General features: G+C 67.6%; 12 protein-coding genes. 7 read left to right on the forward strand and 5 right to left on the reverse strand.

The features are described from left to right. Positions 1 to 95: 95 nt before the first annotated feature. The 3 genes from urtA to ppk2 all read right to left on the reverse strand — a co-directional run bounded on the left by urtA (position 96) and on the right by ppk2 (position 3,513). Positions 96 to 1,364 carry an urea ABC transporter substrate-binding protein gene (gene urtA / locus M2165_RS04235; RefSeq protein ID WP_280813434.1) on the reverse strand — a complete coding sequence of 423 codons (1,269 nt, stop codon included), beginning with the start codon at positions 1,362 to 1,364 and terminating at the stop codon, positions 96 to 98. Between the two features lie 165 nt (positions 1,365 to 1,529). Next, entirely contained in the window at positions 1,530 to 2,573 is a 1,044-nt protein-coding gene (locus M2165_RS04240; protein ID WP_280813435.1) for a PHB depolymerase family esterase, read from the reverse strand. A gap of 25 nt (positions 2,574 to 2,598) precedes the next feature. Beyond that, complete coding sequence (ppk2, locus tag M2165_RS04245) at positions 2,599 to 3,513, reverse strand: polyphosphate kinase 2 (RefSeq protein WP_280813436.1); 915 nt, start codon at positions 3,511 to 3,513, stop codon at positions 2,599 to 2,601. Between the two features lie 140 nt (positions 3,514 to 3,653). Between ppk2 and M2165_RS04250 the strand changes: the two genes are divergently transcribed. The 7 genes from M2165_RS04250 (at position 3,654) to M2165_RS04280 (ending at position 10,002) form a co-directional block, all read left to right on the forward strand. Beyond that, positions 3,654 to 4,682 carry a transporter gene (locus M2165_RS04250; RefSeq protein ID WP_280813437.1) on the forward strand — a complete coding sequence of 343 codons (1,029 nt, stop codon included), beginning with the start codon at positions 3,654 to 3,656 and terminating at the stop codon, positions 4,680 to 4,682. Between the two features lie 97 nt (positions 4,683 to 4,779). Next, the gene (locus tag M2165_RS04255) at positions 4,780 to 5,637 is read left to right on the forward strand and encodes a 3',5'-nucleoside bisphosphate phosphatase (protein WP_280817465.1); all 858 of its coding nucleotides are present in this window, start codon (positions 4,780 to 4,782) and stop codon (positions 5,635 to 5,637) included. Further along, on the forward strand, positions 5,634 to 6,611 hold the full coding sequence (locus M2165_RS04260; RefSeq protein WP_280813438.1) for a DMT family transporter: 978 nt from the start codon (positions 5,634 to 5,636) through the stop codon (positions 6,609 to 6,611). Before M2165_RS04255 ends, M2165_RS04260 begins: the two co-directional genes overlap by 4 nt. A 15-nt stretch (positions 6,612 to 6,626) precedes the next feature. Continuing rightward, the gene (locus M2165_RS04265) at positions 6,627 to 7,262 is read left to right on the forward strand and encodes an L-threonylcarbamoyladenylate synthase (protein WP_280813439.1); all 636 of its coding nucleotides are present in this window, start codon (positions 6,627 to 6,629) and stop codon (positions 7,260 to 7,262) included. Between the two features lie 43 nt (positions 7,263 to 7,305). Next, complete coding sequence (locus M2165_RS04270; RefSeq protein WP_280813440.1) at positions 7,306 to 7,977, forward strand: site-2 protease family protein; 672 nt, start codon at positions 7,306 to 7,308, stop codon at positions 7,975 to 7,977. 12 nt (positions 7,978 to 7,989) lie between these two features. Continuing rightward, positions 7,990 to 9,321 carry a tryptophan--tRNA ligase gene (locus M2165_RS04275; protein ID WP_280813441.1) on the forward strand — a complete coding sequence of 444 codons (1,332 nt, stop codon included), beginning with the start codon at positions 7,990 to 7,992 and terminating at the stop codon, positions 9,319 to 9,321. A 75-nt stretch (positions 9,322 to 9,396) separates the two neighbouring features. Beyond that, complete coding sequence (locus M2165_RS04280; protein WP_280813442.1) at positions 9,397 to 10,002, forward strand: response regulator transcription factor; 606 nt, start codon at positions 9,397 to 9,399, stop codon at positions 10,000 to 10,002. Between the two features lie 142 nt (positions 10,003 to 10,144). Here the strand turns inward: M2165_RS04280 and M2165_RS04285 are convergent, their stop codons facing one another. Then, the gene (locus tag M2165_RS04285) at positions 10,145 to 11,560 is read right to left on the reverse strand and encodes a HAMP domain-containing sensor histidine kinase (protein ID WP_280813443.1); all 1,416 of its coding nucleotides are present in this window, start codon (positions 11,558 to 11,560) and stop codon (positions 10,145 to 10,147) included. A 138-nt stretch (positions 11,561 to 11,698) separates the two neighbouring features. Then, a complete protein-coding gene (locus M2165_RS04290; protein WP_280813444.1) occupies positions 11,699 to 12,226 on the reverse strand; it encodes a glycosyltransferase in 528 nt (175 codons plus the stop codon). Between the last annotated feature and the right edge of the window lie 236 nt (positions 12,227 to 12,462).

The following is a 12,462-nucleotide window of genomic DNA, read 5'->3' on the forward strand; positions in this document are numbered from 1 at the left end:
CACCGCGGAACCGGCTTTGCCGGGCCGCAGGTGTTGCCCCCGGTAGGGGGTTGGCGAAGCGACACGAAGTGCGCGCAGCCTGGGGGCGAGCCCAGTTACATCGACTTGCCGGCGGGCTGGTCCGGCTTCTTGTCGTTGCCTTCGATGTACGGGCTCCAGGGCTTGGCCTTGACCGGGCCCGGCGTCTTCCACACCACGTTGAACTGGCCGTCGGCCTTGATCTCGCCGATAAACACGCTCTTGTGCAGGTGGTGGTTCTTCTCGTCCATCTTCGAGACGATGCCCGAGGGTGCGGTGAAGGTCTGGCCGGCCATGGCGGCGATCACCTTGTCGGTGTCGGTGGACTTGGCCTTCTCGACCGCCTGCTTCCACATGTGGATGCCGATCCAGGTGGCTTCCATCGGGTCGTTGGTCAGCGGCTTGTCCTTGTGGCCCGCGATGTTCTTGGCCTTGGCGTAGTCGCTCCACTGCTTGATGAAGGCGGTGTTGGTCGGGTTCTTGATCGACATGAAGTAGTTCCATGCCGCGAGGTGGCCCACGAGCGGCTTGGTGTCCACGCCGCGCAGCTCTTCCTCGCCGACCGAGAAGGCCACCACCGGCACGTCCTTGGCCTTGAGGCCGGCGTTGCCGAGTTCCTTGTAGAAGGGCACGTTGGAGTCGCCGTTGATGGTCGACACCACGGCCGTCTTGCCGCCGGCCGAGAACTTCTTGATGTCGGCGACGATGGTCTGGTAGTCGCTGTGGCCGAAGGGGGTGTACTTCTCGTCGATGTCCGACTCCTTCACGCCCTTGCTCTTGAGGTAGGCGCGCAGGATCTTGTTGGTGGTGCGCGGGTAGACGTAGTCGGTGCCCAGCAGCACCCAGCGCTTGGCGCCGCCGCCTTCCTTGCTCATCAGGTAGTCGACCGCGGGAATGGCCTGCTGGTTGGGCGCGGCGCCGGTGTAGAAGACGTTCTTCGAGAGCTCTTCACCTTCGTACTGCACGGGGTAGAACAGCAGGCCGTTCATCTCCTCGACCACGGGCAGCACCGACTTGCGCGACACCGAGGTCCAGCAGCCGAAGATCACCGACACCTTGTCCTGGCCGAGCAGCTGCTTGGTCTTCTCGGCGAACAGCGGCCAGTTGGAGGCCGGGTCGACCACCACGGGCTCGAGCTGCTTGCCGAGCACGCCGCCCTTCTTGTTGATGTCGTCGATGGCCATCAGCACCGTGTCCTTGAGCACGGTCTCCGAAATGGCCATGGTGCCCGAGAGCGAATGCAGCACGCCGACCTTGATGGTGTCGGCAGCGAATGCGGGCGCAGCAGAAATGCTGGCCAGCGCGACGGCGGCGGTGAGCGCCTTGAGGGTGAAACGACGTTGCATGTGGACTCCTGCTCCGGGGTGGTTTGAACCTGTCGCCGGCGCTTTTGCCGGCGTGGGAGCGAGTCTGCGGAATGCACCATCGCGGTGAAATACGCCGGGTGGCGTACATGGCGACTGCCCGCGGGGCCGAGCGGCGCCATGCGCGGCGCGGCGAAGCGACGCGCTTCAGGCCGCGATCTGCGCCTTGAACTGCGCAGCGGCGAAGGCCCAGCTCATGCGCGTGGCATCCGGTCCCTCGGGGTCGCTGAACAGCAGCTTGGGCGCCCCGCCGCTCCACGAATGCCCGAGGCCTTCGACCTCGCACAGCGTGACGAGCGTGCGCCCCTTGCGCTTGAAGCTGGTGACGCGCATCGGCCGGCGCTTGCCGCGGCGCACCTCGCGCGCGAGCCCGGGCTTGGCGCCCAGCGCCGTGGCCCAGACGGCCGCGCTGTTGACGGCGTTGCTGGGGGCCACGACCGTGTCGGCGTCGCCGTGCAGCACCAGCATCGGCGGCAGGGTCGCGAACACCGCCGCCGCGCCCATCGCCTTGCCGACGGCCGTGCTGGGCATCGGCGGCACGTTCCGCCCGCGCATGGCGCCGAGCGCCGTGGCCGACGAGCTCGCCGCGCCGGGCGCCACGCCCGAATGCATCACCACGGCACGAAAGCGCAGCGGATACCGCGTGGCGAGCAGCGCGGCCATGCTGGCGCCGGCAGAAAGGCCGGCGAGCGCGACCCGGCTGCGGTCCGCGGGGTACAGCATGCAGGCCTGGTCGACGGCCGCCATCAAGGTGGCAGCCTCGGCGTCGGCCTTGCCGGAGCGCCGCTCGTACCAGTTCCAGCAGCCCTGCGGATGGGCGAGGCGGTCCTGTTCGGGATAGAGCACCAGAAAGCGCTCCCGCGCCGCAAGGGCGTTCATGCGCGTGCTGGCCGCGAAATCGCGCCCGGTCTGGCCGCAGCCGTGCAGCATGACCATGAGCGGCAGGCGTTCGCCGGGCTGCAGCTTCAGATCGGCCGGCCGGAACAGGTGGTAGCCGCGCGCCCCGCCGGGCCCGATCGCCATGCCGCTGAGCCAGTCGCCCCGGCCCGGCGGCGGCTTGAGCCGCTTGGCGGTCGCCCGCTGCACCTGGCCCGCGATGCGCCGGCTGTTGCCGAGCGTGGCCTTGGTGAGCGCCCGCAGGTTGCGCTCGTAGGCGCGGGCGAACAGTGCAGCGGTGGAAAGACGGGGCATGGGTGCAGTGTGCCAGCCCCTCCGGTCAGTAGATCTCGGGGACCATCATGCTCGCGGGCACCGGCTGCCGCAGGTAGTCGGCATGGCGTTCGCGCGCGGGCAGTTCGACGGGCGGATGCGGCACCTCCTGGTAGGGCAGCTGGCCGAGCAGATGGCTGATGCAGTTGAGCCGCGCCTTCTTCTTGTCGACCGCCTGCACCACCCACCAGGGCGCCTCGGGGATGTGCGTGCGCTCGAGCATGATTTCCTTCGCCTTGGTGTATTCCTCCCAGCGGCGGCGGCTCTCGAGGTCCATCGGGCTCAGCTTCCACTGCTTGAGCGGGTCGTGGATGCGGCCGAGAAAGCGCATGTGCTGCTCGTCGTCGGTGATGGAGAACCAGTACTTGATGAGCTTGATGCCCGAGCGCACGAGCATCTTCTCGAACTCGGGCACGGTGCGGAAGAATTCCTCGTACTCGTCGTCGGTGCAGAAGCCCATCACGCGCTCGACGCCGGCGCGGTTGTACCAGCTGCGGTCGAAGAGCACCATCTCGCCCGCGGCCGGCAGGTGCGCCGCATAGCGCTGGAAGTACCACTGCGTGCGTTCGCGATCGTTGGGCGCGGGCAGCGCCGCCACGCGCGCCACGCGCGGATTCAGGCGCTGGGTGATGCGCTTGATGACACCGCCCTTGCCCGCCGCGTCGCGGCCCTCGAAAAGAATGACCACCTTCTGCCTGCTGTGCTGCACCCAGTCCTGCAGCTTGACCAGTTCGCCCTGCAGGCGGAACAGCTCCTTGAAATAGAGCTGCCGCGCGGCCTTGTCGCCGGCGCGCACGCCCTGGCCCGCCTCGTCGATGTCGCGGTCCTCAATCTCGAGTTCGAGCTCCTCGTCGTAGCTGTCGATCAGGTCGCGCGCGATGCGCTGCATCAGGTCTTCGTGGTCCGGCGTCGGCATCGTCATGGCAGGCAAGGGAAGTCGCATGGAACGGGGCATGCTGCCCGGCCCGGATGACGGTTGCGTGACGGCCGGCCGCGGCTGACACGAAGTTGTCACACGGGGCGAACACCATGTTCCCACGCCACCAACGCACACGCAAGACCTTGCCGGCACTCCATGACCTGGCCGCCAATTCGTACGGCGGCGACGAAGCCGGGCTGATCTGCGGCTACCTGTTCGACACCGACGCGCCCGCGCCGGTGCACGCGATCGACTCGACGCAGGCCGCGGCCTGGCTCGGCGCCGAACCGCCGGCCGGCCCCGCCTTCCTCTGGCTGCACTTCAACCTGAGCCACGCCCAGGCCGAGCGCTGGCTGCTGCGCCATGCGCGGCTCTCCGACGCCTTCTACGAAGCGCTGCACGAGGGCCTGCCCTCCACGCGCATCGAGCGCGCCGACGACTCGCTGATCGCGGTCATCAACGACGTGCATTTCGAATTCAGCTTCGAGCCCTCGGACATCTCCACGCTCTGGATCAGCGTCGGGCCGCGGCTCGTGGTCACGGCGCGCGCCAAGCCGCTGCGCTCGGTCGATGCGCTGCGCACTGCAGTGAAGGCCGGCGACGCGCCGCGTTCGAGCACCGAGCTGCTCGAGCATCTGCTGCGCGCGCAGGCCGACGTGCTGGTGAAGATCGTGCGCGGCGTCACGGCCCGCATCGACCGCATCGAGGACGAGCTGCTCGCGGGTCGGCTCGACCACAAGCGCGCGCGGCTCGGCGTGCTGCGCCGGCTGCTGGTGCGGCTGCAGCGGCTGCTCGCGCCGGAGCCGGCCGCCCTGTTCCGCCTGCTGCAGGGGCCGCCGGCCTGGATGGCCGAACCCGATGCGCAGGCGCTGCGCGCCTCGACCGAGGAGTTCTCGGTGGTGCTGCGCGACATGCAGGCATTGCAGGAGCGCATCAAGCTGCTGCAGGAAGAAATCGCCGCCAACGTGAACGAGGACAACAACCGCAGCCTGTTCGTGCTCACGGTGGTGACGGTGCTCGCGCTGCCGATCAACATCCTCGCGGGCCTGTTCGGCATGAACGTGGGCGGCATCCCGCTGGCGGAGCACAGGCACGGCTTCTGGATCGTGGTGGCGATCGTCGCGAGCTTCACCGCGGTGGCCGCCTGGGCGGCTTTTCGCAAGAAGCGCTAGCGCCCATGGCACGTTGCATTAATGCTATTTATTTAATAGCAACCCCAATAGCATCCATGCGCCCGCATCGGCGTTCCATACCCAATAGAATGCCGTGGTGTCCTCCATTCTCAACGCCGATCTGCACTGCCATTCCGTGGTCTCGGACGGCACGCTGACGCCCGAAGAACTGGCCGCGCGCGCCGCGGCCAACGGCGTGGAGCTGTGGGCGCTGACCGACCACGACGAGATCGGCGGCCAGCACCGCGCGGCCGCCGCGGCCCGCGCGCACGGGATGCGCTACCTGACAGGCACCGAGATCTCGGTCACCTTCGCCAACGAGACCGTGCACATCGTGGGCCTGGGTTTCGACCCCGACGACGCCGCGATGACCCAGGGCCTGTACGACACCCGGGGCGGCCGAGGCAAGCGCGCGATGGAGATGGCCGAGGGGCTGGCGCGCGTGGGCATCCACGGGGCCTACGAAGGCGCGCTCAAGTTCGTCGGCAACCCCGAACTGATCTCGCGCACGCATTTCGCGCGCTTCCTGGTCGAGCAGGGCCACTGCCGCGACACGCCCGAGGTGTTCCGCAAGTTCCTGACCGAAGGCAAGCCCGGCTACGTGCCGCACCGCTGGGCCACGCTGAAGGACGCGGTGCAATGGATCACGGCCGCCAAGGGCATGGCGGTCATCGCCCACCCCGGGCGCTACAAGTTCACCGCGAACGAGGAATACGCGCTGTTCCTCGAGTTCAAGGCGCATGGCGGGCAGGCGATCGAGGTCGTCACCGGCAGCCATACGACGGCCGAATATGTCGAGTACGCCGACAAGGCGCTCGAGTTCGATTTCGCCGCCTCGCGCGGCAGCGATTTCCACAGCCCCGACGAAAGCCACTGCGACCTCGGCCAGCTGCCACCGTTGCCCGGTGCGCTCACGCCGGTGTGGGAACTGCTCAGCGACCGCATCCAGCAGTGAGCCAGTCCCCCGGGCCCGGCACCGACAGCGCGGCCACCGCGGCACTGGCCCAGGCGCGCGCCGCGGCGCGCGAGACGCGCGACCTCGAATCCGAACGCATCCTCGCGGGCATCGGCATGGTGCTGGTGGCGGTGGCCTGCTTCGCCACGCTCGACACGGCCACCAAGACCTCGACCGCCGCGGTGCCGATCCTGATGGGCGTCTGGTTCCGCTATGCCTTCCAGGCCGTGGCCACCACGGCCGTGCTGCTGCCGATGCATGGCGTCGCGCTGCTGCGCACGCAGCACCCGCGCTACCAGTTGCTGCGCGGCGCGCTGCTGCTGGCCTCGAGCACGCTGGCCTTCCTGAGCCTGCGCTACATGCCGCTGGCCGAGTTCACCTCGATCGTGCTGATCGCGCCGCTGGTCATCACGCTGCTCGCGGCCACCACGCTCAAGGAGCGCGTCTCGGCGCTGCGCTGGACGCTCGTGGCCGGCGGCTTCGCCGGCACGCTGGTGATCCTGCGCCCCGGCGGCGACGCCTTCAGCTGGGCCGTGCTGCTGCCGATCGGCCTGGTGCTGACCAACGCCTGGTTCCAGGTGCTCACGAGCAAGCTGGCGCAGACCGAGAGCCCGCTCACGATGCACTTCTACACCGGCTGGGTCGGCACGCTGCTCGCGTCGCTCGCGCTGCCCTTCGTGTGGACCGCCCTGCCCTCGTGGCACTGGTGGGCGCTGCTGTGCCTGATGGGCTTCATGGGCACGGTGGGGCACTTCATCCTGATCCTCGCCTACCAGCGCGCGCCGGCCTCCACGCTCACGCCCTACCTCTACGCGCAGATCGCGTTCGCGATGCTCGGCGGCTGGCTGGTGTTCTCGCACGTGCCCGACCGCTTCTCGCTGATCGGCATGGCGATGATCGCCGTCTGCGGCGCCGCCGGCGCCTGGCTCACGGTGCGCGAGCGCCGCGTGCCGATCGAACCCGCTGAATCCTGACCCGGAGTCCTCCCCATGGCCCAGTTCTTCGAAGTCCATCCCGACAACCCGCAGCAGCGCCTGCTCAAGCAGGCCGCCACGCTACTGCAGCGCGGCGAGATCGTGGCGGTGCCCACCGATTCGAGCTATGCGCTCGCCTGCCATCTCGACGACAAGGACGCGGTCGACGCGCTGCGCCGCATCCGGCAGGTCGACGAGAAGCACCACCTGACGCTGATCTGCCGCGACCTCAGCGAACTGGCCAACTACGCGCGCGTCGACAACAAGCAGTACCGGCTGCTGAAGGCGGCCACGCCCGGCCCCTACACCTTCCTGCTCGAAGCCACCAAGGAAGTGCCGCGCCGCGTGAGCCACCCGCAGCGCAAGACCATCGGCCTGCGCGTGCCCGACCACCGCGTGCTCGGCGAACTGCTCGCACTGCATGGCGCACCGCTGCTGGCCACCACGCTGATCCCGCCCGGCGAGACCGAGGCGATGAACGATGCACAGGCGATCCGCGAGCGCTTCGAGAAGCAGATCGCCGCCGTGATCGACGCGGGCGCCTGCCCTTCGCAACCCACCACCGTGGTCGATCTCACGCCGATGGGCACGGGCGACGAGCCCCTGGTCGTGCGCCAGGGCCGCGGCGCGCTGGCGGTGCTCGGCCTCTGACGAGCGGCATCGAAGCCTTCACGCTGTCTGACACAATCGCCCAGTGGATATCTCCAACCTCATACAGACCGTCCTGATCTACGCACTGCCGGTGATCTTCGCCATCACCGTGCACGAGGCGGCGCACGGCTATGTGGCACGCCACTTCGGCGACAACACCGCCGAAGTCATGGGCCGCGTGACCCTCAATCCGATGAAGCACATCGATCCCATCGGGACCATCCTGATGCCGCTGATGCTCTATTTCGCGACCTCCGGTGCCTTCCTTTTCGGGTATGCCAAACCGGTGCCGGTGAACTTCGGCCGGCTGCGCCATCCGAAGCGCGACATGATCTGGGTGGCGCTGGCGGGCCCCGCATCGAACTTCGTGCAGGCCATCCTGTGGGCACTGCTGCTGGTGGCATTGCTGGCCGCGGGCGTCGACGAGACCTTTTTCATCAAGATGGCGCAGGGCGGCGTGCTGGTCAACCTCGTGATGTGGGCCTTCAACCTCTTTCCGCTGCCGCCGCTCGACGGCGGCCGCGTGCTCGCGGGCCTGCTTCCCAACGGACCGGCGCAGAATTTCCTCGCGCGCATCGAGCCCTTCGGCTTCTTCATCGTGATGGGCCTGGTGCTCGCGGGCATCGTCAGCACCTTCTGGCTGCGTCCGCTGATGGATGCCGGATACGCCGTCCTGAACCTGCTTATTTCCCCGCTCACGGCTTTGCTGCGTTAAGTTCCTTCTCTCATGGCTACGTCTTCCTCCGCTCCCCTGCGCGTCCTGACCGGCATCACGCCGTCGGGCACGCCGCACCTCGGCAACTACGTCGGCTCGATCCGCCACTCGGTGCGGCAGAGCGTGGCGCCGGGCGTGGAGAGCTTCTTCTTCCTGGCCGACTACCACGCACTCATCAAGGTGCAGGACCCGGCGCTGATCCAGCGCTCCACGCTCGAGATCGCCGCGAGCTGGCTCGCCTGCGGGCTCGATCCCGAGCGCGTGACCTTCTACCGCCAGTCGGACATCGTCGAGATCCCCGAGCTCACGTGGTTCCTCACCTGCGTGACCGGCAAGGGCGTGCTCAACCGCGCCCATGCCTACAAGGCCCAGCTCGACAAGAACATCGCCAAGGGCGAGGACCCGGACGCCGACGTGACGGCCGGCCTCTTCATGTACCCGGTGCTCATGGGCGCCGACATCCTGATGTTCAACGCGCACAAGGTGCCCGTGGGCCGCGACCAGGTGCAGCACATCGAGATGGCGCGCGACATGGCGCAGCGCTTCAACCACCAGTACGGCGAGCACTTCACGCTGCCCGAGGCCGAGATCGACGACGCCGTCGCCACCCTGCCCGGCCTCGACGGCCGCAAGATGAGCAAGAGCTACGGCAACACCATCCCGATGTTCGCGCCGCGCGCCCAGTTGCAGAAGCAGATTGCAAGCATCGTGACCGACTCGCGCGCACCGGGCGAGCCCAAGGAGACCGAGGGCTCGGCGCTGTTCCAGATCTACCAGGCCTTCGCGAGCGCCGAAGAGACCGAGACCCTGCGCCGTGCCTATGCCGATGGCATCGCCTGGGGCGACGCCAAGCAGCTGCTGTTCGAGCGCATCGACCGCGAAGTGGCGCCGCTGCGCGAGCGCTACGAAGCGCTCATGAACGACCCGGCGCAGATCGAGCGCATCCTGCTCGCCGGCGCCGAGAAGGCGCGCCTGCTCTCGCGCCCCTTCATGACCGAGCTGCGCCACGCGGTCGGGCTGCGCAACCTGGCGGCGGGCCGCGACAAGGGCGGCGCGCGCAAGGCGGCCAAGGCCTCGAAGCCGAGCTTCAAGCAGTACCGCGAGCGCGACGGCATGTTCTATTTCAAGCTGCTCGACGCGCAGGGCACCGCCTTGCTGCAGAGCCGCGGCTTCGTCTCGCCGCAGGAGGCGGGGCGCGCCATTGCCGCCCTGCAGCAGCAGCGCGGCGCGGCGCTGTCCGCGCTCGCGGACCAGCTCGAGCCGGCGGGCACGGAAGAATTGCGCGCTGCGAGCGAAGCGCTGGAAGCACTGGCGGAGGCGGCATCCGCTGGCAACGGAAGCTGAGCTCCCTCCCGCGGCCGAGTGCCGGAGAGTGACCAGAAGAGAAGACGACGGGCGATCACCAACGAGGAAGAAAACATGAGCATTTATGTCATCGACGACCACCCCCTGATGCGCGACGCGATCGTGATGGTGCTGCGACGCCTTCGGCCGGCCGAGAACATCGTTGAACTCGACCGCCTCGACAAGCTCGCGGGCTCCGTGGCGCAGCGCGGCGCGCCCACGCTGTTCTGCCTCGACCTGAAGCTGCCGGACACCAACGGCGTCTCGGGCGTGGTCGCGGTCAAGCAGGTCTATCCGAACGTGCCGATCGCCGTCTACTCGGCGGCGCCGGCCGCGGACATGGAAGACGCCTGCATCGAAGCGGGCGCCGACACCTACATCGAGAAGTCGGCGAGTTCGGCCGAGCTCGCGGCGGCGCTGCGCGGCCTGCTGATGGCCGGCTCCGAGGAAGCCGACGAGCCGGCCCTGGCGAGCAACAGCAAGCTCTCGAAGCGCCAGACGCAACTGATCGCGATGCTCGACAAGGGCATGAGCAACCGCGACATCGCGACCGACCTCGAGATCAGCGAGCACACGGTCAAGGTGCACCTGTGGCGCCTGTTCCGCCGGCTGGGCGTGAAGAGCCGCACGCAGGCGCTGCACTACGCGCGCACGAACGGCTTGCTGTCGTCGGGGAACTGAGGAGGCACTGCCCTTCGCGGGCGGGCAACACCGGCACGGACGGCGCCTCGCGTCGAGGCGGGGCTCCCGCTGCAGAAACCGCGCTTCGGCGCGGTTTTGCGTTGGTGGGTGCGTAGGGTGGAAAGGCGCGGCTTGCTTGCGATCAGCCGCCGGAGGCGCTGACGCGGGCCTGCGCCACCGCCTCGTCGGCGTCGTGCAGCGCCACGCGGAAGACGCTGCCGCTGCCCAGGCGCGAGCGCACGCTGACCGGATGGCCGAGCACGTGCGAGAGCCGCGCGACGATCGCGAGGCCGAGGCCGAAGCCGTCCGAGGTGCCGGCGTGGTCGGCCACCTTGTAGAACTCCAGGAACACGTCGCGCAGATGCTCGGGCGCGATGCCGATGCCGGTGTCCCACACTTCCACCCTGAGGCCGTCGCGCGTCTGGCGCGAGGCCAGCAGCACGCCGCCATGGGTGGTGTACTTGATCGCGTTCGCGAGCAGGTTGCCGATCATGCGGCGCACGCGGATCGGATCGGTGAGGAAGCTGCCTTCCGTCACGTGCACGCGGAAATCGAGCCCGCGGCTCTCGGCCACCGGGCGGTACTGCAGTTCGAGGTCGTGCAGCAGCTCGGCCACGTCGACGCGCTCGATGTGCAGCCGCACCTGCCCCGAGTCGATGCGCGCGAGGTCGAACATCGAATCGAAGAGCGCGTTCACCGCATGCGTGGCGCGCACGATCTTGGGCGCGAGTTCGAGCACCAGTTCCGGCTCGTTGCGCAGCCAGTCGGCGTAGAGCGACAGCGCCAGCACCGGTTGCCGCATGTCGTGCGCGGCGCTCGCGAGGAAGCGGTTCTTCATCGCCACGGCCGACACCGCGGCCTGCCGCTGCTGCGTGAGCGACTTGATCAGGATGTGGTTGTGGAACAGCAGCTCCAGGCTGTTGCGCGCCGTCTCGTGGATGTGGCGGCCGGCGCGCAGCAGCAGGAACCAGTGCAGCATCGGCAGGATCGGCATCAGGTAGCCGTACTGGAAATGCGGCTCCTCGATGTTGAGGCTCACGAGCCGGATCAGCACCGCGCCGAGCATCGTGATGAACAGCGTGTTGACGTAGCGCTTGAGCAGCGGCGGATGCAGCGCCAGGCCGTTGAGCGGAAAGGTGCCCACCCCGGCCACGATCAGCCAGCTCATGAACTGGTTGACCTGGGGCGTGCGCTCGAAGAACAGCAGGATCGACAGGCCCCAGACGATCGCGCTGGTGCTCCAGACGAAGCCATAGCGCTCGGTGAACTGCAGCTGCGCCGAGGCGCTGCGCCCCGCATAGCGCACCGCATAGACCCGCGCGCCCCATGCGCGGCAGATGGTGGCGATGAGGCCGGCCGCGAGCCAGGTGAGCAGTTCCCACCGCGGCACGTAGCTCCAGTTCAGGCCGACCATGGCGGGCATCAGCGCCGCCGACACGAGGTAGGAACCGCGCGCGGAACGCATCAGGCTGCGGATCAACTCGCCGCGGACCCACGATTCGGCTTCGTCTGCGGAGGCCGGAACCGGTGTCACGCTCGTGATCGACGGATTGGCCATGTGGCGCTGGGCCTCCTCGTTGTTGAAATAGCGATCGCTCGCAGGATCGAAATGACGGCGATCTTAACGGGCCATTCCACCAGCGTCGTCATAGCCCGCACGGCACGCCTGTATCGGGCGTGCACAAGGACGGTGACGTCAAAGCTCGAGCCACGGATGGCGGAGTGTCAGCTCGACCCTCAGTCTCTCCGTGGCAGCAATCGTGTCGGTACGCAGCATCGAAGCTCCGTGCACGCGGTAGCGGCACAGGATCTCCGGCACAAAGATCGCCTCCATCCCGTGGTCCACGAATTTGCACCAGAAATCGAAATCCTCCCATCCGCTTTCGATGTGAGAGTAGCCACCCACCTGTGACCACGACCGCTTGGAGATCAATGCCATCGCATCGACATAATTGCCGGATCGGAAAAGATTCTTGCTCCATACATCCGCCAGCCCCAATCCGGTCTGGTTGCCGAAGAGTTCGATCTGAGAATATGCCGCATCGTATTCGCGGCCGTTGAAAGCCTCCAGCAGCCGTTCGAGCGCTCTAGGGTAAATCTGGTTATCCGCGTCGATGACGAATACAGGGTCCGTCCGGGCGTACTCGAAGGGCAGTATTTCGGGCCTCGGCCAACCCCTGGTTCTGAACATGCCGAAGCAATGAAACCCGATCGAACCGGGCACTGTTCAGCTCCATCCAGCGTCTTGTGACGTCGACGGAGTCGTCGCGTACGGAATGGTCATCCACCACGATCAACTCGAGATCTTGATGTGTCTGCGCCGATATCGAGTCCAAGCACTCTATGACGAACTGCGCGTAATTGTAGAGGCTGACCGCTACAGTGATGCCGCGCGCTTCGGGCCGAGCGCGATGGACTTTCTCGTAGACCACTTCATGGCGAATCAGCCGAGGCGTCATT

The sequence above is a fragment of the Variovorax sp. TBS-050B genome, assembly GCF_029893635.1.
GTDB lineage: Bacteria > Pseudomonadota > Gammaproteobacteria > Burkholderiales > Burkholderiaceae_C > Variovorax.

Coding starts and splice junctions, on each gene's coding strand:
- ppk2 (WP_280813436.1), bottom strand. CDS start 3,513: ATGACGATGCCGACGCCGGACCACGAAGACCTGATGCAGCGCATCGCG.
- M2165_RS04240 (WP_280813435.1), bottom strand. CDS start 2,573: ATGCCCCGTCTTTCCACCGCTGCACTGTTCGCCCGCGCCTACGAGCGC.
- M2165_RS04275 (WP_280813441.1), top strand. CDS start 7,990: ATGGCTACGTCTTCCTCCGCTCCCCTGCGCGTCCTGACCGGCATCACG.
- M2165_RS04265 (WP_280813439.1), top strand. CDS start 6,627: ATGGCCCAGTTCTTCGAAGTCCATCCCGACAACCCGCAGCAGCGCCTG.
- M2165_RS04285 (WP_280813443.1), bottom strand. CDS start 11,560: ATGGCCAATCCGTCGATCACGAGCGTGACACCGGTTCCGGCCTCCGCA.
- urtA (WP_280813434.1), bottom strand. CDS start 1,364: ATGCAACGTCGTTTCACCCTCAAGGCGCTCACCGCCGCCGTCGCGCTG.
- M2165_RS04280 (WP_280813442.1), top strand. CDS start 9,397: ATGAGCATTTATGTCATCGACGACCACCCCCTGATGCGCGACGCGATC.